The organism is Streptomyces sp. CBMA29 (assembly GCF_014596445.1).
In the GTDB taxonomy this organism is placed as follows: Bacteria; Actinomycetota; Actinomycetes; order Streptomycetales; family Streptomycetaceae; genus Actinacidiphila.
The window spans coordinates 13,867-37,601 of the sequence record NZ_MECL01000039.1 but is presented as its reverse complement, the minus strand read 5'-3'; the positions used below and the strand labels follow the sequence as shown (position 1 = coordinate 37,601).

The following is a 23,735-nucleotide window of genomic DNA, read 5'->3' as shown; positions in this document are numbered from 1 at the left end:
CGCCGGCCGCCCCCTGCTGCCGCCCCCGCCCGGCGGCGGCTCCGCCAGCGGCCTGTGGAGCGGCGTCCTGCTGCTCGCCGCGGTCGCCGCCTTCGCCGCGGGCGGCCTCACCAGGGGCCGCAACGGCAGCGTCTGGGTGCTCACCCGGCACGGCTCCTACCGCGGCACGGTCCGCCGCACCGGCCTGCTCTGGATCAGCCCCTTGCTCACCCGCCGCAGGCTCGACGTGTCACTGCGGCACTGGCGCAGCCGCCCGATCGACGCGGTCGACGCCAACGGCACCCCGCTCCAGGTCAGCGTCCTGCTGGTGTGGCGGGTCAGGGACACCGCCAAGGCGGCCTTCGCCGTCGACGACCACAACCTGTTTCTGCGCGAGCAGGTCGAGGCGGCCGTCGCGCTGGCCGTCTCCCGGCACCCGGCCGACGACTTCCGGGGCGCCGCGCCCACCCTGCGCGACAGCGAACGGCTCGGCGACCACCTCACCAAGCTGATCGCCGCCGACCAGCGCCCGGTCGGCATCGAGGTCTTCTCCGCCACCCCGGTCCGCCTCGACTACGCCCCCGAGGTCGCCGCGGCCATGCGGCGCGCCCAGATCGCCGCGCTGGACGCCAAACACCGCAGAGCCGTACTCGACGACGTCCTGGCCACTGTCGCCGAGACGGTCCGCGGCATCACCGAGCGCGGCCTCGTCCAGCTCGACGACTACGAACGCAAGGCACTGGTACGGGACCTGACGGTGGCGCTGTGCACGACCGTGCCGAAGAAGTGAGCCGCGCCGGGACCCGCGTGAGCTGAGCCGGAACGGCGAAGCGCCGGACCGCCCCGCGACATCGGGGCCGTCCGGCGCTTCGCCGCGTACGTTCTAGGCGGGGACGCTCGCCACGCCCGGTGCCAGGAACGGCATGCCGTTCACCCGCTGGGACACGCCCTCACGGTCCAGGTACGGGGTGATGCCGCCCAGGTGGAAGGGCCAGCCCGCGCCCGTGATCAGGCACAGGTCGATGTCCTGCGCCTCGGCCACCACGCCCTCGTCCAGCATCAGGCCGATCTCCTGCGCGACGGCGTCCAGCACCCGGTCGCGGACCTGCGCCTCGGTGAGCACCGAGTCGCCCTGCTTGAGCAGCGCGGCGACCTCGGGGTCCAGCTCCGGCACCCCTGAGTCGTAGACGTAGAAGCCGCGCTTGCCCGCCTTGACCACGGCCGCCAGGTTCTCCGAGACGGTGAAGCGGTCGGGGAAGGCGCCGTGCAGTGTCTCGGAGACGTGCAGACCGATGGCCGGGCCGACCAGTTCGAGCAGCACCAGCGGCGACATCGGCAGGCCGAGCGGTTCGACGGCCTTCTCCGCGACGGCGACCGGCGTGCCCTCGTCGATGACGTTCTGGATCTCGCCCATGAAGCGGGTCAGGATGCGGTTGACGACGAACGCCGGGGCGTCCTTCACCAGCACCGCGGTCTTCTTCAGCTTCTTCGCCACGCCGAAGGCGGTGGCCAGCGACGCGTCGTCGGTCCGCTCGGCGCGGACGATCTCCAGCAGCGGCAGTACCGCGACCGGGTTGAAGAAGTGGAAGCCGACGACCCGCTCCGGGTGCTCCAGCTTCGAGGCCATCTCGGAGACCGACAGTGAGGAGGTGTTGGTGGCCAGGATCGCGTCCGGGCGCACCACCGCCTCCAGTTCCGCGAAGACCTGCTGCTTGACGCCCATCTCCTCGAAGACGGCCTCGATGACGAAGTCCGCGTCACCGAAGGCGGTCGCCTTGTCCAGGTGCCCGGATACCAGCGCCTTGAGGCGGTTGGCCTTGTCCTGGCCGACCCGGCCCTTGGCGAGCAGCTTGTCGATCTCGCCGTGGACGTAGCCCACGCCCTTGTCGATCCGCGCCTGGTCGATGTCGGTCAGCACGACCGGCACCTCCAGGCGGCGGGCGAAGAGCAGCGCGAGCTGCGAGGCCATCAGGCCCGCGCCGACCACGCCGACCTTGGACACCGGGCGGGCCAGCGACTTGTCGGGCGCGCCCGCCGGGCGCTTGCCGCGCTTCTGCACCAGGTTGAAGGCGTAGATGCCGCTGCGCAGTTCGCCGCCCATGATGAGGTCGGCGAGCGCCGCGTCCTCGGCGTCGAAGCCCTGCCGCAGATCGCCGTTCTTCGCCGCGGCGATGATGTCCAGCGCGCGGTACGCGGCAGGCGCCGCCCCGTGCACCCTGCTGTCCGCCACGGCCCGGCCGCGGGCCACGGCCTGGTCCCACGCCTCGCCGCGGTCCACCTCGGCGCGGGCCACCTCCAGCTCGCCCTTGAGGACGGCCGCGGTCCAGGCCAGTGACTGCTCCAGGAAGTCCGCCGCCTCGAACAGTGCGTCGGCGATGCCCAGTTCGTACACCTGGGCGCCCTTGAGCTGACGGTTCTGGTTGAGCGAATTCTCGATGATGACGGTGACCGCGCGGTCCGCGCCGATCAGATTCGGCAGCAGTACGCAGCCGCCCCAGCCGGGCACCAGGCCGAGGAAGACCTCGGGGAGCGAGAAGGCGGGCAGCGACGCGGACACCGTGCGGTAGGCGCAGTGCAGACCGACCTCGACACCGCCGCCCATGGCCGCGCCGTTGTAGTACGCGAAGGTGGGCACGGCCAGCGACTGGAGCCGCTTGAAGACCTCGTGGCCGCTCCGGCCGATGGTCAGCGCCTCGTCGCGCGTCTTGAGCACCTCGACGCCCTTGAGATCGGCGCCGACCGCGAAGATGAACGGCTTGCCGGTGATGCCGACGCCGGTGATCGCGCCCTCCGCCGCCTCCTTCTCGACCTGGTCGAGCGCCGCGTCCAGGTTGGCCAGCGACTGCGGGCCGAAGGTGGTCGGTTTGGTGTGGTCCAGGCCGTTGTCCAGCGTGATCAGCGCGAAACGGCCCGCGCCCGGCAGCTCCAGGTGCCGCACCTGGGCCTGGGTGACGACCTCGCCGGGGAACCGCTCGGCCGCCCCCTTCAACAGCTCGGTGGTGCTGCTCACTTGGTGCCTCCGACGTAGTGGGGGTTCTCCCAGATGACCGTGCCGCCCATGCCGAAGCCGACGCACATGCTGGTGATGCCGTAGCGCACCTGCGGCTGCTCCTCGAACTGCCGGGCGAGCTGCGTCATCAGCCGCACACCGGAGGAGGCCAGCGGGTGGCCGTAGGCGATGGCGCCGCCGTACTGGTTGACCCGGGGGTCGTCGTCGGCGATGCCGTAGTGGTCGAGCAGCGAGAGCACCTGGACGGCGAACGCCTCGTTGATCTCGAACAGGCCGATGTCGCTGATCGACAGACCGGCCTTGGCCAGCGCCTTCTCGGTCGCCGGGATCGGGCCGATGCCCATCACCTCGGGCTCGACACCCGCGAAGGCGTACGAGACCAGGCGCATCCGCACCGGCAGGTCCAGCTCCCTGGCGACGTCCTCGGCGGCGAGCAGCGAGGCGGTGGCGCCGTCGTTGAGACCGGCCGCGTTGCCCGCGGTGACCCGGCCGTGCGGGCGGAACGGGGTCTTCAGACCCGCGAGCTGCTCCAGTGTGGTGCCCGGCCGCATCGGCTCGTCCGCCGTCGCCAGGCCCCAGCCGGTCTCCCCGGTCTCGGGGGTGGTGCGGCGGATCGCGATCGGCACCAGATCCTGCTGGATCCGGCCGTTGGCGTACGCCTTCGCGGCCTTCTCCTGGCTGCGGACGGCGAATTCGTCGGCGCGCGCCTTGGTGAGCCGCGGGAAGCGGTCGTGCAGATTCTCCGCCGTCATGCCCATGAACATCGCGGACTCGTCGACGAGCTTCTCCGAGACGAACCGCGGGTTGGGGTCGACGCCCTCGCCCATCGGGTGCCGTCCCATGTGCTCGACGCCGCCGGCCACCACGACGTCGTACGCGCCGAAGGCGATACCGCCGGCCGTGGTCGTCACGGCGGTCATCGCACCCGCGCACATCCGGTCGATGGAGAAACCGGGCACGGTGGTCGGCAGCCCGGCGAGGATGCCCGCCGTCCGGCCCAGCGTGAGGCCCTGGTCGCCGATCTGCGTGGTCGCGGCGACCGCGACCTCGTCGATCCGCGCCGGGTCCAGATCCGGGTTGCGCCGCAGCAGCTCCCGGATGCACTTGATCACCAGGTCGTCGGCCCGGGTCTCGTGATACATGCCCTTCGGGCCCGCTTTGCCGAACGGGGTGCGGACGCCGTCAACGAATACGACGTCCCTTCCGGTACGAGGCACGGTGGGTCTCCCTCTTCGACGATTGATAGCCTGCGGCTCGCTCACATGCTACTCGTCGGTAACCCGTGTGCACAGCTCCCTCTCCGGAAGCGGCGTAGCTCACATCGCGCCGAATGCCGCCGGTGGCGGCTACCGGCCGCTCGGGTGCCGGGCCGCTCGGGTGCCGGGCCGACCGGGGCTATTCGACCGGGGCTATTCGTCCGGGGGCGGGTCCGCCGGGCGGGCGGTCAGCGCGACCGTCAGCAGCGGGGTGGTCAGCTCGACCTGCCAGGGGCGGGCGCCCATGTCCGCGAGCTGGGCGGCCACGACCTCCTCGCTCGCGTTCGCCGGAGGCGCCCAGCACAGCCGTCGCACGGTGTCCGGGGTGATCAGATTCTCCTGGGGGAGATTCAGCTCCTCGGCCAGCGCGCTCACCGCGGCGCGCGCCGCGGAGAGCCGGGCGGCGGCGACCGGGTCCTTGTCCGCCCAGGCGCGCGGCGGCGGGGGACCGGTGTACGCGGCGGCGGGCTGCGGCAGCTCCCGCTCGGGCAGCGCGCGCGCCCGGTCGATCGCGGACTGCCACTGATCGAGCTGACGGCGGCCCATCCGGTGCCCGAAACCGGGCAGCGCGGCCAGCGCGTGCGCGTTCGGCGGGCCCTCCAGCGCCGCCGTCACGATGGCGGCGTCACTGAGCACCCGGCCGGGGGAGACGTCCCGCTCACGGGCGGTACGGTCGCGCGCCAGCCACAGCTCGCGCACGACACCGATCTGCCGACGCCGCCGCACCTTGTGCATGCCCGAGGTCCTGCGCCACGGGTCGACGCGCGGCGCGGCCGGCGGGGCGGCGGCGATGGCCGCGAATTCCTGGAGCGCCCACTCCAGCTTCCCCTGGGTGCGCAGCTCCTCCTCCAGCGCGTCGCGCAGATCCACCAGGAGCTCGACGTCGAGCGCCGCGTACCGCAGCCACGGGTCGGGCAGCGGGCGGGTGGACCAGTCCACCGCCGAGTGGCCCTTCTCCAGCGCGAAGCCCAGCACGTTCTCCACCATCGCGCCGAGGCCGACCCGGGCGAACCCGGCCAGCCGCCCGGCCAGTTCGGTGTCGAACAGCGAGGTGGGGTGCATGCCGATCTCGGACAGGCACGGCAGATCCTGGGTGGCGGCGTGCAGCACCCATTCAGTGCCGGTCAGGGCGTCGCCCAGGGTGGACAGGTCGGGACATCCCGTGGGGTCGATCAGCGCGGTCCCTGCTCCGGCGCGGCGCAACTGGACCAGATAGGCCCGCTGCCCGTAGCGGTAGCCGGAGGCGCGCTCGGCATCGACGGCGACCGGACCGGAACCCGCGGCGAAAGCCGCGACGACATCTGCGAGAGCCTCCGGGCTGGCGGTCACCGGCGGGATTCCCTCGCGCGGGTCCAGCAGCGGGACCGGCGCCGGGCCTGCTTGGGTTGCGGTCTCTCTGGCGTCGGTCACTTGTTAAGGGTAGCCGGGTACGGCGTGTCAGGTGGAGATCCAACAGACAGGGCGTACCGTACGTCGCCGCCGTGTCCGTCAGCGGCCGGGCCCCGGCCCCGCCGCGACAGCCGACGTGCGCGCGTATACGGCTGGCATACGCACGTGTACGGGCGCGCGTATACGAAACGACCCCCGGCGGAACGTTCCGCCGGGGGTCGCTCAGGGCCGGAGCCTCAGTGGATGATTCCGGTGCGCAGGGCCACCGCGACCATGCCGGCGCGGTCCCCGGTGCCCAGCTTCCTGGCGATCCGGGCGAGGTGGCTCTTGACGGTCAGCGCCGAAAGGCCCATGGAGACGCCGATCGCCTTGTTCGACTGGCCTTCCGCGACCAGCCGCAGTACCTCGACCTCGCGGCCGGACAGCTCGCGGTAGCCGCTGGGGTGGCCGGGGGCGCCCGGCGGGCGGCGCTGCATACGGGCCGCGGTGGCGCCCAGCGGCGCCAGTCCCGGCCGGGTGGCGAGACCGCCGGGGCTGTTGCGGGTGCCGGTCACGACATAGCCCTTCACCCCCCCGGCAAGCGCGTTGCGCACGGCGCCGATGTCGTCGGCGGCGGAGAGTGCGAGGCCGTTGGGCCAGCCTGCCGCGCGGGTCTCGGCGAGCAGGGTGAGGCCGGAGCCGTCGGGGAGATGGACATCGGCGACGCAGATGTCGCGGGGGTTACCGACCCGGGGACGGGCCTCGGCGATGGACGAGGCCTCGATCACGTCGCGAACCCCGAGAGCCCACAGGTGTCGGGTGACAGTGGAGCGGACGCGGGGGTCGGCTACGACGACCATGGCCGTCGGCTTGCTGGGGCGGTAGGCGACCAGGCTCGTGGGCTGCTCGAGAAGAACGGACACCGGGCCTCCTGTGGCAAAGGGGACTGAAACGGTCACAATCTCCTTCGGCAGCAATTGCTCCGGCCTTTAGGGAAAGATCACGATTTATTGAGGATCATTTCCGGCAATTCGGACGAGAAATCGAACATGCGAAGAGTGAGTGCGCCGCGCGATACGCCGGGGAGTGCGCGGGGGCGCGCCACCGGGGGCGCGTGACGTCACCGCAGGCCGGGGCGGTGCGCCGACGTACGGAAGCGGACTGACGGACTCAGGTGACTCAGGTACGGCGCTTCGGCATCGGCACCACGCCGCTGCCCCCGCGCACCAAGGGCTCAGGGCCCTCCGACGGCGGCAGACCCGCACAGGCGCACAGCAGATCGCACCAGGCAGCCAGGTGCGCCGCCACCTCGGGCGCGCCCCCCGCCCGCTCCCTCGGCGTCCACGACGCCCGGATCTCGATCTGCGTGTCGTCCACCCGGTCGGCCAGCGCGCCGAAGTAGTGCGACGACGCCCGCGAGACCGTACCGCTCGGGTCGTTGTACGCCGCCCCGCGCGCCGCCAGCGCCCCGGTCAGCCAGGACCAGCTCACCTCGGGCAACAGCGGATCCCCCGCCATCTCCGGCTCCAGCTCGGCCCGCACCAACGTCACCAGCCGGAACGCGCCGTGCCACGCCTCGTGCCCGTCCGGCTCGTGCAGCAGCACCAACCGCCCGTCGGCCAGCTCCTCGCCGTCCGCCAGCACCGTTGCCTCCAACGCGTACGCGTACGACGCCAGCCGCTTCGGCGCGGCCGTCTCCTCGATCCTGACCTCCGGCCTCACCCGCACCGAGCGCAGGGTGTCCACCGAGCGCCGAAAGGGGAGGGGGACGTCGTCACTGCCGTCGCCGAGGTGCCCGTGAACCGCTGCCATGCCCGGAAGACTAAGCCGCCGACGCCCTCCGGGCTCGGAACAACACCCTTATTGCCCCTCGGGCCGCCTTCCCGCTGCCCACAGGGAGCACCCTTGCGCCTGCCGCGCGGCCCCGACGGCACCGGATCCAAGCCGCCGGAGGCGAGAGGGCGGCCATCTGCGCAGCCGTGCCGTAAGGGCGCAGCCCCTGGCGTGGGGGTGCCGTCGGGGCGTGGGAGGATTCTCGGCGTGAGTGCGCACCAGCAGACCGCTGCTTCCCCGTTCATCCGCGCCTGTCGGCGCGAGCCCGTGCCGCATACGCCGGTGTGGTTCATGCGGCAGGCCGGGCGTTCGCTGCCCGAGTACCTGAAGCTGCGCGAGGGCATCGCGATGCTGGACTCGTGCACCCGGCCGGAGCTCGTCGCCGAGATCACCATGCAGCCGGTGCGGCGGCACAAGGTCGACGCGGCGGTCTACTACAGCGACATCGTGGTGCCGCTCAAGGCGATCGGACTCGACCTCGACATCAAGCCCGGCGTGGGCCCGGTGGTGGCGGACCCGATCCGTACGCGGGAGGACCTGAAGCGGCTGCGGGCGCTGGAGCCCGAGGACGTCGGTTACGTCACCGAGGCGATCGGCCTGCTGACGGCCGAACTCGGCGAGACGCCACTGATCGGATTCGCGGGCGCGCCCTTCACCCTGGCCAGCTACCTCGTGGAGGGCGGCCCGTCGCGCAACCACGAGCGGACCAAGGCGCTGATGTACGGCGACCCCGAGCTGTGGCGTGACCTGCTGGACCTGCTCGCCGACATCACCGCGGGCTTCCTGAAGGTGCAGATCGAGGCGGGCGCGAGCGCCGTCCAGGTCTTCGACTCGTGGGTGGGGGCGCTCGCGCCCGCCGACTACCGGCGCTACGCGATGCCCGCGTCGGCGAAGGTCTTCGACGCGGTCGCGGACTACGGCGTCCCGCGGATCCACTTCGGCGTCGGCACCGGCGAACTGCTCGGTCTGATGGGCGAGGCGGGCGCGGACGTCGTCGGCGTCGACTGGCGGGTGCCGCTGGACGAGGCGGGCCGTCGGGTCGGTCCCGGCAAGGCGCTCCAGGGCAACCTCGACCCGTCGGTGCTCTTCGCCCCGACGGCGGCCGTCGAGGCGAAGGCCCGGGAGGTGCTGGACGCGGCCCCGGCCACCGGCCATGTGTTCAACCTCGGCCACGGTGTCCTGCCCAGCACCGACCCGGACGCTCTCACCCGTCTCGTCGACTTCGTGCACACCTCGACCGAGGTGTGACGGTTCAGTCCGTCGGCGGCTGCTCCTCACGCTCCGGCGCGTCCGTGCCCGCCGGAGCCGTGGAGGGCGTGCGCTGCGGGTGGATCGGCGCGTACGAGGGCGGGCTCCAGGGGCGCGGCGCCATCGTCGGCGGCTCCTGCCGGGGCCAGCGGCGGCGCACCAGCCGGTAGCCGATGAAGGCCGCCAGCGCGACCACCAGGAACGGCAGCACGGCCGACAGGACGACCAGCACACCGCGGATCGTCACGTAGAAGGCGTGCCAGCCGCCGCCCAACGCGTGGCCGACCTGCGTCCAGAAGCCGTCCTCGTGCTTCGGCTTCGCCGCGACGTGCTTCACCGGCGGTTCGACCAGCCGCAGTGTCACCGTGGCCAGATCCGTACGCTCCCGCAGTGCCGCCTGCTGCGCCTGGAGGGACTCCAAGTCGGCTTCGCGGGTGCTCAGTTCGCGCTCCAGCGTCACCACGTCGCGGAGCGAGCCCGCCTGGTCCATCAGCTTGCGCACCCGCGCCACACTGGCCTGCTGCGACTTGATCCGGCTCTGTACGTCGACCACCTGGCCGGTGACGTCCTCGACACCGACCTTGCGCTCCATCAGCGTGCCGAGCCCGGCCAGCCGGGTCAGCAGACCGTCGTACGCGGCGGGCGGCACCCGGAGCTGGACCGTCGACTGCTCGTGGCCCCCGGCGTCGACCGAGGTGTCCTCGGTGCCCGCGTAACCGCCCGCGTCGGCGGCCATCGCGCGGGCCTTGTCGAGCGCGTCGCCCACCTTAGGGGTGCGGACGGTCAGGTGGGCCATACGGACGAGGTAGCTGGGCGCGGACGACCTGCCGCTGTTGCCGGTGGTGGCGGGCTTGTCAGAGTCCGCGCTGGAATTCGGTGCGCCGGACGGCGCGCCCACGGAGTCGGAACCGCCGCCGCTGTTGTCCTGGCGGGCCGCCGGGGCGGCGGCCTTGTCGGAAGTGGCGCCGCCGCTTTCGCTGCTGCACCCGGCGACCGCGAGCGCGGCGGCCAGCAGCAGCGCGGCGGGGACGGCGGCCAGCCGCCGTCCCCGCCGGCCGGCGTGGTGCGCGCGCTCGGTGCGCGGCGCTCCGGGTCTGTGTGTCCTCACGTCAATTCCCCCCAGGTGCAAGCCTCGTGAGGCCCGCCTAGTGACCTGTAGTGACAGTTGGACGTCGGCGGTCCGCGGCGGGTTGCGGTCCTGCGATAGCGATGGGATCACGTTCGGAACTCGGAACGGAGTCTGAGACAGTGGAGGCATGAGCCAGACGCACAGCGGCACGGGCGGTCCAGGGCATGCTCCCGAGCATGTGATCGTCATCGGCGGCGGAATCTCCGGACTCGCCGCGGCGCACCGGCTGGCGGGCGCGGGTGTCCGCGTCACGCTGCTGGAGGCGTCGTCGCGGCTCGGCGGGAAGCTGTACGCCGACGAGATCGCCGGGGTGCCGGTCGACCTCGGCGCCGAGTCTATGCTGGCCCGCCGCCCCGAGGCGATCGCGCTGGCCCGCGAGGTCGGGCTCGGCGACGACCTGGAGCCGCCCGCGGTGCTCGGCGCCGCACTGTGGACCCGCGGCAAGCTGCGGCCCATGCCCAAGGGACACGTGATGGGCGTGCCCGGCGACCTCGGGCCGCTCGCCTCGTCCGGCGTGCTGTCCGCCGCCGGTCTCGCCAGGCTCCCGCTGGACCACGTACTGCCGCGCACCGAACTCGGCGACGACGTCGCGGTCGGCGCCTTCGTCGCCGCCCGGCTCGGCCACGAGGTCGTGGACCGGCTCGTCGAACCGCTGCTCGGCGGCGTCTACGCGGGCAACGCCTACGAGATCTCGCTGCGCGCCGCGGTGCCGCAGCTCTTCGAGGCCATGCGCACCGGGCGCTCCCTGATCGAGGCGGCCCGCGACATCCAGCGCCGGGCCGCGGCCACGGCGGGCGGCGCGGGACCGGTCTTCAACGGCATCCGCGGCGGTGTCGGACGGCTGCCGCTCGCGGTCGCCGAGGCGTGCCGCGCCGCGGGCGTCACCATCGAGACGGACGCGCCCGTACGCGAACTGCGGCGCACCCCGCACGGCTGGCAGGTCGGCCTCGACGGCCGCGCGCTGGAGGCCGACGCCGTGGTGCTCGCCGCGCCCGCGCCGACCGCGGCCCGGCTGCTCGCCGCCGAGTCGCCCGCCGCCGCGGCCGAACTGGACAGCATCGAATACGCGGGCATGGCGCTGGTCACCATGGCCTTCCGCCGCCGTGACATGACACGGCTGCCCAACAGCAGCGGCTTCCTCGTCCCGCCGGTCGACGGCCGCACCATCAAGGCGTCCACCTTCTCCAGCCGCAAGTGGGGCTGGCTCGGCGAGGCAGGCGGCGACACCGTCGTCCTGCGCACCTCCATCGGCCGCCACGGCGACGAGGCGGACCTCGCCTGGGACGACACCGACCTCGTCCGTCTCTCCCGCGACGACCTGGAGGCCGCCGTGGGCCTGCGCGCCGCCCCGATCGCCGCCCGCGTCACCCGCTGGACCGCGGGTCTGCCCCAGTACCCGGTCGGCCACCTCGCCCGCGTCGCCCGCGTCCGCGAACACCTCACCAAACTCCCCGCCCTGGCCGCCTGCGGCGCCCCGTACGACGGCGTCGGCATCCCCGCCTGCATCGCCGGAGCCCACCGCGCGGCGGCCGAGCTGCTGCCGCAGGGCTGACCGGCTCCGCGCGGGGCGGCCCGGCGGGGCGTCGTGGGGACCCTGGTGCCGGGAGCGCCGGGGGGCGCGGGAGAATGGGGGGTATGACCGACTCGACTGCCGACCGCGCTTCCGATTCCGCCGACGCCACGTCGGCGAAGGCCCCCAACGCGGGGAAGAAGGCCAAGGACCTCAACGAGGTCATTCGCTACACGCTCTGGTCGGTGTTCCGACTGCGCGACGCCCTGCCCGAGGACCGCGGCGGCTACGCGGACGAGGTCGAGGAGCTGTTCGCGCGGCTCGCCGCGAAGGACATCACGATCCGCGGGACCTATGACGTCTCGGGGCTGCGGGCCGACGCCGATCTGATGATCTGGTGGCACGCCGAGACGGCCGAGGAGTTGCAGGAGGCGTACAACCTCTTCCGCCGCACCAAGCTCGGGCGCGCGGTGGAGCCGGTGTGGTCCAACATGGCGCTGCACCGCCCGGCGGAGTTCAACAAGTCGCATGTTCCGGCCTTCCTCGCCGATGAGACGGCGCGCGAGTGGGTCAGCGTCTATCCCTTCGTGCGCTCCTACGACTGGTACCTGCTGCCGGACGAGGACCGCCGCCGGATGCTCGCCGACCACGGCAAGATGGCCCGTGGCTACCCCGACGTGCGGGCGAACACCGTCGCGTCCTTCTCGCTCGGCGACTACGAGTGGATCCTGGCCTTCGAGGCCGACGAGCTGTACCGGATCGTCGACCTCATGCGGCACCTGCGCGCCTCCGAGGCCCGCCTGCACGTCCGCGAGGAAGTCCCCTTCTACACCGGTCGGCGCCGCGAGATCGCCGACCTGGTCGCGGGCCTGGCCTGACGCAGCAGCGTCCGTATCTCGGGGTCGCGCAGCGTGCGCGGCCCACGGGCGGCCAGGTCCGACAGCGGCGACGCGTCCCGGGGTATCTCCCGGAGCGCCTCCTGCCCGGCCGTGGCCGCCCACCGCGTGTACGGATAGACCTCGACGCGCGCCACCGCCCAGCACGTACCCGTCAGCAGCAGCGGCAGCACGTACCAGAGCAGCGCGGGCGTGCCGTCCGACGCGCGGACCGACCCGTTCAGCGCGACGGTAGCCACCGCCATCGCCAACGTCAGCCCGGTGGCACCGCGCACCTGCCGCACCCCCGCCGCGAGCCGTTCGCGTGCCGCCGCCGGAACCCCGAGCCCGGCCGTCACCAGCCGCTCGGCGAGCGCGCGTACGGCCTCCGTACCGGCGTGCGCCGCGCGTATCGCGGCCAGCGGAGCCTGGCCGTCGGGGCCGGCCGACGCGAGCAGTGAGCGCTCCACCTCGGTCAGGTCGGCGGGGCCGTCGAGGCCGCCGCGGTCCTCCGGCGCGATGACCGTGACCCAGCCGGTGTGGGCGAGCAGCACCCGCCGCTCACCGGCCAGTGCGACCAGCGCCGTGTCGGTCACCCGGCGGGGACCTCCGGCCAGGAACGCCGTTTCGTACAGCCCGAGTTCGACGGCGTCCTGGGCCCGCCGTTCTCCGGGCACTCCACCGGCCGCGGCGACCCCGGCCAGGCACAGGCGCGCGCTGGCGGCGGTCGCCGCGGCGCACGCGACGAGCAGCAGAAGAATCCACATGAGTGATTTGTACCGGACTCCGCCGACACCGCGTTCTCGGCCTGTGGATAACTCCGCGAGCGGGCGAGCGCGGCCCGATCAGGGCGTGCCGGGTGCGTGACGCGCGCGCAGGGACGGGTGGTCGGCGACGACGGTGGCGGAGCCCGGGGCGACCTCGGTGAAGCCCGCGTCGCGGACGACGGGGAGGGAGGAGGTGCTCAGGCGGGTCCACAGGGCGGGGGAGGGGGTGCGGACGGCCAGGGGGAAACCGGCGGCGCGCCAGGCGTCGCGGTCGGCGTCGGACAGCTCCCACCAGGCGAGTTGGGCACCGTGTCCGGCCTGGGCCATGGCCTTCCCGGCCGACATGGTGACGTCCGGGTTCATCCACAGCACGGGGCGCGGGTCGCCGGAATCGAGCGGTGACGGCGGCTCCGGGTCGTCCAACTCCGTACCGGAGACCTGGAGTTTGGCCAGTTCCTTCGGCCAGCCGTCGAGCGGCACGGGCGGGTAGACCCGCACTTCGGCGGGCGGCACACCGGCCGTCCCCGCGTCCGTATCCGACCCCGATCCCGACCCCGTGACCGTGATGCCCGGCAGGGACGCCGCCCGCCGCCACTCCGTGCCGCGCGCCCGCCGTACGACCTTGCGGATCCTGGCGTCCTGCCAGTCCCGTACGGCCTGCGCCCACTCGCCGTCGTCGGCCGTCGCGCGCTCGTCGGAGAGCAGGGTGAGGACGGCGCGCGCCGCCGTCTCCAGGGCGTCGGTACGGGCCGGAGGCGCGTCGCGCTCGATGCGGACGACGAGCGGGAGGACGAACTGGGGTGCCGTGTCGCGGTCGGCGGCCTGGTGCTGGAAGGGGCTGGTCACCGCCCCAGTCTGCCACCCGTCCTCGACGGCCCGGCGGCCGTGGGCGAGGATGGCGGACGTGCGCGACACCACCAGTGAAGAGGGCCAGGGGACTTCGCAGGTCCCGGACATCACCGGCATCCGGCTGGACGGAGTGGGACGCCGGTACGCCCTCGGCGGTCCCTGGGTGCTGCGCGACGTCACCCTCGACCTGCCGCGCGGCGGGCTCGTCCGGATCGAGGGCGCCAACGGCACCGGCAAGTCCACGCTGCTGCGGCTGCTCGCGGGCGTGGACCGGCCCAGCGCGGGCCGGATCAGCGGGCGACCGGCCACCGCCACCGCGTACGTGCCGGAACGTTTCCCGGCCGCCCTGCCCTTCCCCGTCCTGCGCTACCTCACCCACCTCGGCGCCGTACGCGGCCTGCCCCGCGACCAGGCCCGCGACCGCGCCCTGCACTGGCTCGACCGCTTCGGCGTCACCGGCTACGCCCGCACCCCGCTCGACGAACTCTCCAAGGGCACCTGCCAGAAGGTGGCCGTCGTCCAGGCCCTGCTCGCCGACCCCGAACTCCTCGTCCTGGACGAAGCCTGGACCGGCCTCGACCACGAGTCCCGCACCCTGCTCGACGCCGCCTTGCGCGAGCGCGCCGCCGCCGGAGCCACCGTCGTCTTCGTGGACCACGACCCGCAACGCCTGGCCGACGCTCCGACGCTCGTGCTGCGTGTGACGCCGGAGGAGGTGACGACGGTACGGAGGGCGCCGCAGCCGCGGACGCCCGTGCCCGGACACCGCGAGTCCGTCGTCCACATCGAGGCCACGGGGGCCGGGGAAGTGCCGTCCGTTCCAGGTCAGTTGAGCCGGGACGGCGCAGGGGCGGTGCGGATCGCGGTGCCCGAGGAGGAGTCGGACGCGGCGCTGCGGGCGCTGCTGGACGCCGATCCGCCGTGGCATGTGGCGTCGGTGCGTACCGAAGCGACGGCGGTCACGGCGGCCACGGCGGCCACGCCGGAACCGGTGGCGCCCGGCGATGTCGTCGTGCCGAGGCCCCGGCGGGCAGCCGTCGGCGCGCTTCTGCGCTACCAGGCGGATCTTCTGCTGCGCTCGCACCGCTGGCTGCCGCCGCTGCTCTTCTACGGCGCGGTGATGGCCATCGGGGTGACCGGGGGCGAGCCGCTGCTCGGCTCCCTGGGATACGAGACGGCGCTGCTGCTGCCCTTCGCGGCCTGGATGGTACGGGTCTGCGTGACGAACGAGCCGGGCGCGGCGCGGGCGTGCGTGGCCTCGGCGGTGGGCGCCGGGCGGGCCCAACTCGGCGCTCTGGCAACGGCGTTGGGCGCGTCCGTGCTGGTGGGGGCCGTCGGTACGGGCGTCGTGGTCGCGGTCAGCGGCGCGCACTCGGACGATTTCCGCACGTCGGTGCCGGTCGGGCCCGCCGCCGTCGCCGGACTGCTCGCGGCGGCCGTCTCCGTGCTCGCCGGGTGCGCCGTGGGCGCGGTGACCAACCCTCCGCTGGTACGCGGCGGCGGCTGGTCCGTGCTGTGTACGGTGCTCGCCGCCGGGGCGCTTCTGGTGGCCTCGGGCTCGCCCGCCAATGCCGCTGTCGCGGGCCTGGTCACCGGGTCGCGCACCGGTGCCGTGCACGATCCGCTGCTGCCTCTTGCCGTCGCGGCCGTCCTCGCCGTGGCTGCCGCCGGGCTCTCCTGCCGCTTCGTCTCCCGCCGCGGCCACACGGAGTGAGGCCGTAAGAGGGCGCCCCCTCGAAGCCCGAGCCGCCGGGGCGGTGCGCCGATCTTTTCAGGTGGGGGCACCTCCCGGAAGGAGTCTGGGGGAGAACTGCGCGGCCGGCCACGATGCTGCCGCAGGTCACCACCCGCCCCGGCGGGGCAGTGCGGTTGTCTCCGGACCACCGGCCGGTGGGGGCCGGCCGCGCAGTTCCTCGCGCCCCTTCGGGGCTCGATCCGCCCGTGCGGACAGTGCGGCGCCGTGGGGGCGGGCCGCGCGGTTCCTCCCCCAGCCTTCGGCCGGGAGGTGCCCCCAGCGCCCCAAAAAGCCTGGTCTTGCGCTACGGCAGCGCTCGGGCCCGGCGGGCTGGGAGGCCGGCTCTCGGGCCGGCGAGTATCCCCGCCCCCCGCCGGAGGAGGCCGGCGCCCCGGAGGGGTTACTCCGTTGGGGTCAAGGTCAGGGAGATGGAGTTGATGCAGTAGCGCTGATCCGTAGGGGTGCCGTAACCCTCGCCTTCGAAGACGTGGCCCAGGTGGGAGCCGCAGCGGGCGCAGCGGACCTCGACGCGGGTCATCCCGAGGGTGCGGTCCTCGATGAGTTCGACGGCGTCGGTGTCGGCGGGGTCGTAGAAGGAGGGCCAGCCGCAGTGGGACTCGAATTTGGTGTCGGAGCGGAAGAGCTCGGCGCCGCAGGCACGGCAGGCGTAGACGCCCGTCGTCTTCGTGTCGGTGTACTCGCCGACGAAGGGCCGCTCGGTACCAGCTTTGCGCAGGACCGCGTACTCCTCCGGCGACAGGTCGGCGCGCCACTGCTCGTCGGACTTGCTGACTTCGTAGGACATGGAGGTCTCCTCAGCTGCCGAGGCGGGCGAGAATCAGGGGGCCGAGGTCGGTCACGTCGCCCGCTCCCATGGTGAGAACGAGATCACCCGGCTTCGCCATTCCTGCGACCACGTCCGGTACCGCCTGCTTGTCGTGCTCCGCGGTCACGTCGGCGCCCGCCGCGCGGGCCGCGTCGATGATGAGTGCGCTGGTCACACCGGGGATGGGGTCCTCGCGGGCCGGGTAGATGTCGAGGACGACGGAGGCGTCGGCGAGGGCGAGGGCGCCGCCCATCTCGGCGGCCAGCTCGCGGGTGCGGCTGAAGAGGTGCGGCTGGAAGACGACCAAGACGCGGGCGTCACCGGCGGCGCCGCGGATCGCCTCCAGGTCGGCGGCCATCTCGGTCGGGTGGTGGGCGTAGGAGTCGATGACCTGGACGCCCGCCGCCTCGCCCTTGAGCTGGAGGCGCCGCTTGACGCCGGTGTACTTCGCGAGGGCGGAGGCCAGATTCCGGGTGGGGGCGCCGATCGCGCTGCCCGCGGCGAGCGCGGCGACGGCGTTGTGGGCGTAGTGACGGCCCGGCACCGAGACGGTGAAGGTCAGCGGGCGGCCGTCGATGACGACGGTGACCTCGCTGGTCAGCCCCCGCGCGTTGATCTTCGTGATGCGTACGTCCGCGGTCTCGGCCTCGCCGACCGTGACGATGTTCAGACCGCCGATGTCCCGTACCCGCGTCGTCAGCTCGACGGCGCCCGGCTGGTCGGCCGAGATCACCAGCGTGCCGCCGGGGCGGATCTTGCCGACGAAGGTCTCGAAGGAGTCGTAGATCTCGTCCATCGAGGCGTAGTTGGCGTGGTGGTCGAGCTCCACGTTGAGGATGATCGCGACCTCGGGCGCGTACGTGTGGAAGCTGCGGTCGCTCTCGTCGGCCTCCGCGACGAAGATCTCGCCGCCGCCGTGATGCGCGTTCGAGCCGGGCGCGTCCAGGTCGCCGCCGATCGCGTACGACGGCTCGCTGCCGAGCGCCGTGAGCGCGACCGCCAGCATCGAGGTCGTGGTGGTCTTGCCGTGGGTGCCCGCGACCGCGATCGGCCGGGTGCCCTCCATCAGCGCGGCCAGCGCGTCGCTGCGGTGCACGACGGGGATGCCGCGCTCGCGGGCCGCCGCCAGCTCCGGATTCTCCGCGCGGATCGCGCTGGAGACGACCACGGCGGTGGCGTCCTGCGCCAGATGCGCCGCGTCGTGGCCGATGTGCACGGTCACGCCGAGCGCGCGCAGGGCGCCCGCCGTCTCCGACTCACGTGAGTCACTGCCCGCCACCCGCGCCCCGCGCTGCGCGAGGATCTTCGCGATCCCCGACATTCCGGCGCCGCCGATGCCGATGAAGTGCGGTCGGTCCATGGCGGGGGGAACGGACGGGCTCATACGGAGGTCTCCCGGAGGTGTGGAACGTTTGTGTACCAGGCGCCGATTCTCGCACCTCCGAGGTGGACGGGCCGCCCTGCCCGCGCCCTGCCGCGCCGCCGGGTGCTGTGACGTTTCTGCACGGCGAGTCCGTACAAGGCGGGTCTGCACGGCGGGTCCGTACAAGGCGGGTCCGTACGGCAGGTCAATGCGGCGGGTCCGCGCGGGGCGGCGCGGCCCGGTACCGGCTCCGCCCGCCGCCTAGTCGTGCTGGGCGAAGAGCTTCAGCACCGGCACCCCCACCTTGTGCCGCGCCCGCGACGTCCAGTCGCGGTGGAAGAACTCCTCCACGAAGTGCGGCGCGGTGAGCACGATGACCTCGTCGGCGTTGGTCTCCTCGACGACGGTGCGCAGCAGGTCGAGCGGGTGCTTGTCGATGATCCGGCCCACCGCCTCCGCGCCGGAGGCGCGCAGGGCCTCCAGGGAGTGCGCCAGGGCCCGCTCCGCGATCGGGGTGGCGTCGTCGCCCTCCGGCTCGCGGTCCTCGTGCGCCGCGTCGTCCAGATAGCCGAGCGCCACGTCGTCCACGGCCCGCAACAGCCGGTCCTGGTCGCCGCGTGGCTGCATGAGCACGACGAAGGAGACCTGCTCGTCGCCGTGGAGAGAGGTGACGAGCTCCACGTCGGCCGGTGCGAGCGGCTTCTCGATCATGAGTACGGTCGTGAACACGGACGCGTCCTTCTTTCTCGTGCTTCGTCGGGGCCACCGGGCCGGAGTTGGAACAATTCTGCCCCGATCTTCGCGGGGCACTCGGGTAAGTGTTCCCGCGCGGAGCAAAACGGAACGAGGGAATCCGCTTTTTTCGGGTGCGGTTCCACCGTGCGGCGCGCCCCTGGTCAGGTGGGTGGCATGAGGAGTGTCGGTGGGACGGGCGGGCGGTCAGGCCCGGACGTAACGGGTGAACAGGAAGCCGTCCTCCTCCAGGACGGAGCGCGGGACGAGGCGGGCCGGGCCCGGAACGTCGGGGCCGTGCATGATCCGGGGCGCGTCGCCGCCCCCGAGCACCGGGGCGACGGTCAGGCACAGTTCGTCCAGCGTGCCGGCCGCGGCGAACTGCGCGAGGACCCGCGGGCCGCCCTCGTGGAGCAGCCGCGCGTGGCCCAGCGCGGCCAACTCGCGCACCGCGCGGACCGGGTCGACGCCCTCGCCGTCGCCCGCGACGACGACGTGCGCGCCCGCCGCGCGGGCGGCGGCGACGCGGTCGGCGGGCGGCGACGCGCCGGTCAGCACCAGGGTGGGAGTGACCGGCGCGGTGAACAGAGGCGCCGTGAAGTCCAGATCGAGGCCGCGGCTGATCACCGCGACGGCGGCGGCCGGGGTCTGGCCGTCCGCTGCCCTGCGCGCCGCGAACACCTCGCGGGCCCTCGCGGGCCGGTAACCCTCCAGGCGAACCGTTTCCGCACCCACCAGCACCACGTCGGCCAGCGCCCGCAGCACGCCGAAGACCCGCATGTCCGCCTCCGACGACAGCGGCGCCGACCTGCCGTCGTACCGGGCCGCGCCGTCCAGCGACGACACCATGTTCGCCCGGAGATACGGGCCCGCTCCCCGTTCGGGGTACGCGTACGCGTCCGCCAGACCGAGCGGTGTCTCCAGACCGGGCGGTGTCTCCAGTCCGAGCGGTGTCTCCAGCCCGGCCGAATCGTTCGCTCCCGCTACGGGATAGAGCCGTCGCATCCCCGAAGTCTCCCACGCTCCGCCGCTGCGGGCCGGTCGGCGCCCTCGGGCCGCCGCCCCGTACGCGTGGGGTCGGACACATGCCGGCGGGGGCAGAACCGGGAGGCACTACGCTGGTGAGCTGTGTCGACCTCTGTCGTTTCGTCTGGGAGTGCCGCGATAGGCGGCGATGGCGGGCCCGTGTCGCTCAGCGCGCGCACGCCGCATGTGCCGGTGGAGCGGTTGGTGGCGGAGATGGTGCCGCCGCCACGGTTCGACGGCGTCAGGTTCGAGACCTACGTGCCCGACCCGAACCAGCCCAGCCAGGCCGCGGCCGTACGGGCCCTGGCCGGTTTCGCGGCGTCGCTGACGGCCGCGCAGACGCCCAGGCGGTGGTTCCGGCGGGAGGCGCCCGCGCCCGGCGGCCCCGGCGGGGTCTACCTCGACGGCGGTTACGGCGTCGGCAAGACCCACCTGCTGGCGTCGCTGTGGCACGCCACCCCGGCGCCCGCCGAGCGCAAGGCGTTCGGCACGTTCGTGGAGCTGACCAATCTGGTCGGCGCCCTCGGCTTCCAGCACGCCGTCACCGCGCTCAGCGGCCACCGGCTGGTCTGCATCGACGAGTTCGAGCTGGACGACCCGGGCGACACGGTGCTGGTGTCCACGCTCCTCGGCAAGCTCGCCGACGCGGGCGTACGGCTGGCGGCGACGTCGAACACGCTGCCCGGCAAGCTCGGCGAGGGCCGTTTCGCCTCCGCCGACTTCATGCGGGAGATCCAGGGCCTGTCCGCCCGCTTCACCAGCCTGCGGATCGACGGCGAGGACTACCGGCACCGCGGCCTGCCCGAGGCGCCGGCCCCGCACACCGACGAACAGGTCACCGCTACCGCGGCCGTCACACCCGGCGCCGCGCTCGACGACTTCGGCGCGCTGGCCGCGCACCTGGCCACCGTCCACCCCAGCCGCTACGGCGCGCTCTGCGACGGCGTCGGCGCCGTCTTCCTGCGCGGCGTGGAACCCGTCACCGACCAGGCGACGGCGCTGCGCCTGGTGGTGCTCGCCGACCGGCTCTACGACCGCGAGATCCCCGTACTGGCCTCCGGCGTGCCCTTCGACCGCGTCTTCAGCCAGGACATGCTGGCGGGCGGCTACCGCAAGAAGTACTTCCGCGCCGTCTCCCGGCTGACCGCGCTCGCGCGGGACGCCGAGAAGCTGACCGTCGCTGGCGGAGACCGCTGATCCGGCGCAGGATCGGTGCATGGTCAAGAGCGGCAGCAAGGACAAGGGCAAGGGCAAGCACGGCGCCGAACACGCGCACGTCGACCGGCACGCGCACGAGGACGGGCGGGGCGGCAAGCACGCCGACGCCGACGCCGCCGCCAAGAAGGCGCAGAAGGACCCGGGCCTGCGCTCCCTGCTGCGCGTCCCGCCCGGCGGCGGACCGGTCAACCTGCGGGCGTACGACCCCTCCGCGACCCCCGGCGGCCCGCGCGACAAGGCGACGGCCCTGGCCGCGACCGCGGAGCTGCGCGCCAAGCTGGCCGAATTCCAGGAGCGGCTGTGGGCGCAGAGCACCGCGGGCGACCCGCACTGCGTGCTGCTGGTGCTCCAGGGCATGGACACCTCGGGCAAGGGCGGCACCGTCAAGCACGTGTCCTCCGGGCTGAACCCGTCGGGCATCCGCGTCACCGCGTTCAAGGCACCCACCGAGGAGGAGCGCCAGCACCCCTTCCTGTGGCGCATCCGCCGCGCGCTGCCCCGCCCCGGCGAGCTGGGCGTCTTCGACCGTTCGCACTACGAGGACGTGCTGATCGCCCGCGTGCGCGACCTCGTGCCGCGCGCCACCTGGAGCCGCCGCTACAGCGTCATCAACCGTTTCGAGCAGTCGCTCGCCGACGACGGCGTCACGGTCGTCAAGATCTTCCTGCACATCAGCTACGACAAGCAGCGCGAGCGGCTGCTGAAGCGGCTCGACAACCCGGACAAGCACTGGAAGTTCAACCCCGGTGACATCAGCGAGCGCGCGCTGTGGCCCGCATACCAGAAGGCGTACGAGGTGGCCCTTGAGCGCTGCTCGACCGACGCCGCGCCCTGGCACGTGGTGCCGTCCGACCGCAAGTGGTACCGGAACTGGGCGGTCGCCAAGCTGCTGCTCGAACACCTCGAACTGATCGACCCGGCCTATCCGAAGGCCGACTTCGACATCGAGGAGAACCGCGTCGCGCTCCTCAAGACCTGACCGGCCGCGGCCCCGGTACGCCGTTCAGCCCGAGCACGCGGTGCGCTGCGCCTCCTGCCACTCGCACACCGGGCAGTACGTCGCGCCGCGCGTGCTCGCCGGATACTCGGTCGGCTCGCCGCACAGCACGCAGTCGGCGAGGGCTTCCGCGTCAGGCGTCGGGGTCGTCTGTGTCACCCGTTCACCGTAACGCGGGCGCGCAGCACGGCGGCTCCGCGGGGCGGAAGCTGGACGGCCGCGTCCGGGCCCGGCAGCACCTTGCACGACGGCCGGGCCAGCACCACCTCGCACGGCACGTCCAGCGGCACCCGCGCGGGCGCGTCGGAGAAGTTCACGACCGTACGGAAGGGGCCGCGGGCCAGCCGCAGCGTCCGGCCGCCCGCGGTCGCCACGACGGTGTCGAGCTGGGGATCGGTCAGGGCGGGCTCCGACCTGCGCAGCGCGATCAGCCCGCGGTACCACTCCAGCAGCTCGCGGTGCCCCGGCCTGTCCGGTTCGGCCCAGTCCAGGCACGAGCGGTCCCTGGTCGCGTGGTCCTGCGGATCGGGCACGTCCTCCTCCGCCCAGCCGTGGCCGGCGAATTCGCGGCGCCGCCCGCGCGTGATGGCCGCGCCCAGCTCCGGGTCGTCGTGGTCGGTGAAGAACTGCCAGGGCGTGCCCGCGCCCCACTCCTCGCCCATGAAGAGCATCGGGGTGAACGGCGAGGTCAGGACGAGGGCCGCGGCCACGGTGAGCTGGTCAGGGGTGAGCCGGTCACCGGTCGCGCGGTTGCCGATCTGGTCGTGCGTCTGCGCGTAGCCCAGCAGCCGGTGGGCGGGGGCGGCGGCCCGGTCCAGCGGGCGGCCGTGGTGCCGGCCGCGGAAGGACGACCAACTGCCGTCGTGGAAGAAGCCCCCGGTGAGCGTCTTGGCCACCGCGGCGGGCCCGGCGGCGGCGAAATCCGCGTAATAACCCTGCGCCTCACCGGTGACGGCCGCGTGCAGGGCGTGGTGGAAGTCGTCGCTCCACTGGGCGTGCAGGCCGAGGCCGCCCGCCTGGCGCGGGGCCGTCGTGCGCGGGTCGTTCAGATCGGACTCGGCGATCAGGAACAGCGGGCGGCCGAGCGCGGCCGAAAGACCGTCCACGGCCGTCGACAGCTCCTCCAGGAAGTGCAGGGCGCGCGTGTCGACCAGCGCGTGGACGGCGTCGAGCCGCAGCCCGTCGAGCCGGTAGTCGCGCAGCCACGACAGCGCGCTGCCGATCAGGAAGTCCCGCACCTCGTCGGAGCCGGGCGCGTCCAGATTGACCGCGTCGCCCCAGGGGGTGTGGTGCCGGTCGGTGAAGTACGGGCCGAACGGCGGCAGATGGTTCCCGGACGGGCCCAAGTGGTTGTGGACCACGTCGAGGACGACGCCCAGGCACTGCTTGTGCGCCGCGTCGACAAATCGCTTCATTCCCTCGGGGCCGCCGTACGGCTCGTGCACCGCCCACAGCGACACGCCCTCGTACCCCCAGCCGTTGGTACCGGGGAACGGGCACACCGGCATCAGCTCGATGTGCGTGATGCCCAGCCGGGCCAGGTGCGGCAGCCGCTCGATCGCCGCGTCGAAGGTGCCTTCGGGGGTGAAGGTGCCGACGTGCAGCTCGTAGACCACCGCGCCGGGCAGCGCGCGGCCCGGCCACGGCACCGTCCAGTCGAACGTGTCGTGGCCGACGACGGCGCTCGCCCCGTCCGGGCCCTCCGGCTGGCGGCGCGAGCGCGGATCGGGCAGTGGCGGACCGCCGTCGAGCAGATACGCGTACCGCGTGCCCTGCTCGGCGGGCACCTCCGCGCGCCACCAGCCGGCCCGCGCCGGGTCGGGGCCGAGGCTGTGCCGTGTGCGGTCGTCGATCAGGATCTCCACCTGCTGGGCATGCGGCGCCCACACCTCGAACAGCACCCACGGCTCCCGTCGTGTCATCCGGTCTTGTCATCCGGTTCGTTCTGCGTCTTCGGTCTTCTGTACGGCGGTCTTCTGCGCGGCGGTCTTCTGTACGCCGGTCTTCTTATACC

21 protein-coding genes are annotated in these 23,735 nt (G+C 73.2%); 7 read left to right on the top strand and 14 right to left on the bottom strand.

All coding sequences use genetic code 11. The features are described from left to right. A partial coding sequence (locus BGM09_RS06265) for an SPFH domain-containing protein (RefSeq protein ID WP_188280412.1) occupies positions 1 to 769 on the top strand: 769 nt, incomplete at its 5' end. 93 nt (positions 770 to 862) lie between these two features. On the opposite strand, the gene BGM09_RS06260 is transcribed toward BGM09_RS06265, so the two are convergent. The 5 genes from BGM09_RS06260 to BGM09_RS06240 form a co-directional block, all read right to left on the bottom strand. Next, the gene (locus BGM09_RS06260; RefSeq protein ID WP_188280411.1) at positions 863 to 2,989 is read right to left on the bottom strand and encodes a 3-hydroxyacyl-CoA dehydrogenase NAD-binding domain-containing protein; all 2,127 of its coding nucleotides are present in this window, start codon (positions 2,987 to 2,989) and stop codon (positions 863 to 865) included. Then, entirely contained in the window at positions 2,986 to 4,206 is a 1,221-nt protein-coding gene (locus tag BGM09_RS06255; RefSeq protein WP_188280410.1) for a thiolase family protein, read from the bottom strand. The genes BGM09_RS06260 and BGM09_RS06255 overlap by 4 nt, the downstream gene beginning before the upstream one ends. A gap of 192 nt (positions 4,207 to 4,398) precedes the next feature. Beyond that, positions 4,399 to 5,655, bottom strand: coding sequence for an HRDC domain-containing protein (locus tag BGM09_RS06250; protein ID WP_188280409.1), 1,257 nt, complete (start codon positions 5,653 to 5,655; stop codon positions 4,399 to 4,401). Between the two features lie 215 nt (positions 5,656 to 5,870). Next, positions 5,871 to 6,536: a LuxR C-terminal-related transcriptional regulator gene (locus tag BGM09_RS06245; RefSeq protein ID WP_188280408.1), complete on the bottom strand. Its 666-nt coding sequence runs from the start codon at positions 6,534 to 6,536 to the stop codon at positions 5,871 to 5,873. 256 nt (positions 6,537 to 6,792) lie between these two features. Continuing rightward, positions 6,793 to 7,425 (bottom strand): DUF3000 domain-containing protein, encoded by a 633-nt coding sequence (locus BGM09_RS06240; RefSeq protein ID WP_188280407.1) that lies wholly within the window; start codon positions 7,423 to 7,425, stop codon positions 6,793 to 6,795. A 219-nt stretch (positions 7,426 to 7,644) separates the two neighbouring features. Here BGM09_RS06240 and hemE point away from each other — a divergent pair, with 219 nt between their 5' ends. Further along, complete coding sequence (gene hemE / locus BGM09_RS06235; protein WP_317452563.1) at positions 7,645 to 8,694, top strand: uroporphyrinogen decarboxylase; 1,050 nt, start codon at positions 7,645 to 7,647, stop codon at positions 8,692 to 8,694. A 4-nt stretch (positions 8,695 to 8,698) separates the two neighbouring features. Here the strand turns inward: hemE and BGM09_RS06230 are convergent, their stop codons facing one another. Then, positions 8,699 to 9,802, bottom strand: a complete 1,104-nt coding sequence (locus tag BGM09_RS06230) for a DUF4349 domain-containing protein (protein WP_317452562.1) — start codon at positions 9,800 to 9,802, stop codon at positions 8,699 to 8,701. 148 nt (positions 9,803 to 9,950) lie between these two features. On the opposite strand from BGM09_RS06230, the gene hemG reads away from it, so the two are divergent. Further along, positions 9,951 to 11,375, top strand: a complete 1,425-nt coding sequence (gene hemG, locus BGM09_RS06225) for a protoporphyrinogen oxidase (RefSeq protein WP_188280405.1) — start codon at positions 9,951 to 9,953, stop codon at positions 11,373 to 11,375. 83 nt (positions 11,376 to 11,458) lie between these two features. Then, positions 11,459 to 12,211, top strand: coding sequence for a hydrogen peroxide-dependent heme synthase (hemQ, locus tag BGM09_RS06220; protein WP_188280404.1), 753 nt, complete (start codon positions 11,459 to 11,461; stop codon positions 12,209 to 12,211). Here the strand turns inward: hemQ and BGM09_RS06215 are convergent. Then, positions 12,160 to 12,975 carry a TIGR04222 domain-containing membrane protein gene (locus BGM09_RS06215; protein ID WP_188280403.1) on the bottom strand — a complete coding sequence of 272 codons (816 nt, stop codon included), beginning with the start codon at positions 12,973 to 12,975 and terminating at the stop codon, positions 12,160 to 12,162. The two genes, hemQ and BGM09_RS06215, sit on opposite strands and share 52 nt — an antisense overlap. Positions 12,976 to 13,053: 78 nt before the next feature. Further along, on the bottom strand, positions 13,054 to 13,821 hold the full coding sequence (locus BGM09_RS06210; RefSeq protein WP_317452561.1) for a peptidyl-tRNA hydrolase: 768 nt from the start codon (positions 13,819 to 13,821) through the stop codon (positions 13,054 to 13,056). Between the two features lie 58 nt (positions 13,822 to 13,879). On the opposite strand from BGM09_RS06210, the gene BGM09_RS38775 reads away from it, so the two are divergent. After that, positions 13,880 to 15,538 (top strand): ATP-binding cassette domain-containing protein, encoded by a 1,659-nt coding sequence (locus BGM09_RS38775; protein WP_317452560.1) that lies wholly within the window; start codon positions 13,880 to 13,882, stop codon positions 15,536 to 15,538. A 421-nt stretch (positions 15,539 to 15,959) separates the two neighbouring features. Here the strand turns inward: BGM09_RS38775 and msrB are convergent, their stop codons facing one another. From msrB to BGM09_RS06185, 4 genes are all read right to left on the bottom strand, one after another. After that, on the bottom strand, positions 15,960 to 16,364 hold the full coding sequence (msrB, locus tag BGM09_RS06200) for a peptide-methionine (R)-S-oxide reductase MsrB (protein ID WP_188280401.1): 405 nt from the start codon (positions 16,362 to 16,364) through the stop codon (positions 15,960 to 15,962). 10 nt (positions 16,365 to 16,374) lie between these two features. Then, positions 16,375 to 17,769: a UDP-N-acetylmuramate--L-alanine ligase gene (gene murC / locus BGM09_RS06195; RefSeq protein ID WP_188280400.1), complete on the bottom strand. Its 1,395-nt coding sequence runs from the start codon at positions 17,767 to 17,769 to the stop codon at positions 16,375 to 16,377. Between the two features lie 240 nt (positions 17,770 to 18,009). Next, complete coding sequence (locus BGM09_RS06190) at positions 18,010 to 18,477, bottom strand: indole-3-glycerol phosphate synthase (RefSeq protein ID WP_188280399.1); 468 nt, start codon at positions 18,475 to 18,477, stop codon at positions 18,010 to 18,012. A 210-nt stretch (positions 18,478 to 18,687) separates the two neighbouring features. Next, on the bottom strand, positions 18,688 to 19,485 hold the full coding sequence (locus BGM09_RS06185) for a pyrimidine reductase family protein (RefSeq protein ID WP_188280398.1): 798 nt from the start codon (positions 19,483 to 19,485) through the stop codon (positions 18,688 to 18,690). Between the two features lie 180 nt (positions 19,486 to 19,665). Between BGM09_RS06185 and zapE the strand changes: the two genes are divergently transcribed. Together zapE and BGM09_RS06175 are read left to right on the top strand one after the other, a co-directional pair. Further along, positions 19,666 to 20,703, top strand: a complete 1,038-nt coding sequence (zapE, locus tag BGM09_RS06180) for a cell division protein ZapE (RefSeq protein ID WP_411158263.1) — start codon at positions 19,666 to 19,668, stop codon at positions 20,701 to 20,703. Between the two features lie 19 nt (positions 20,704 to 20,722). Further along, positions 20,723 to 21,703, top strand: coding sequence for a PPK2 family polyphosphate kinase (locus BGM09_RS06175; RefSeq protein WP_188280396.1), 981 nt, complete (start codon positions 20,723 to 20,725; stop codon positions 21,701 to 21,703). A gap of 24 nt (positions 21,704 to 21,727) precedes the next feature. On the opposite strand, the gene BGM09_RS37455 is transcribed toward BGM09_RS06175, so the two are convergent. Continuing rightward, entirely contained in the window at positions 21,728 to 21,880 is a 153-nt protein-coding gene (locus BGM09_RS37455; protein ID WP_223186409.1) for a hypothetical protein, read from the bottom strand. Then, positions 21,877 to 23,643: a malto-oligosyltrehalose trehalohydrolase gene (gene treZ / locus BGM09_RS06165; RefSeq protein WP_223186400.1), complete on the bottom strand. Its 1,767-nt coding sequence runs from the start codon at positions 23,641 to 23,643 to the stop codon at positions 21,877 to 21,879. The genes BGM09_RS37455 and treZ overlap by 4 nt, the downstream gene beginning before the upstream one ends. Between the last annotated feature and the right edge of the window lie 92 nt (positions 23,644 to 23,735).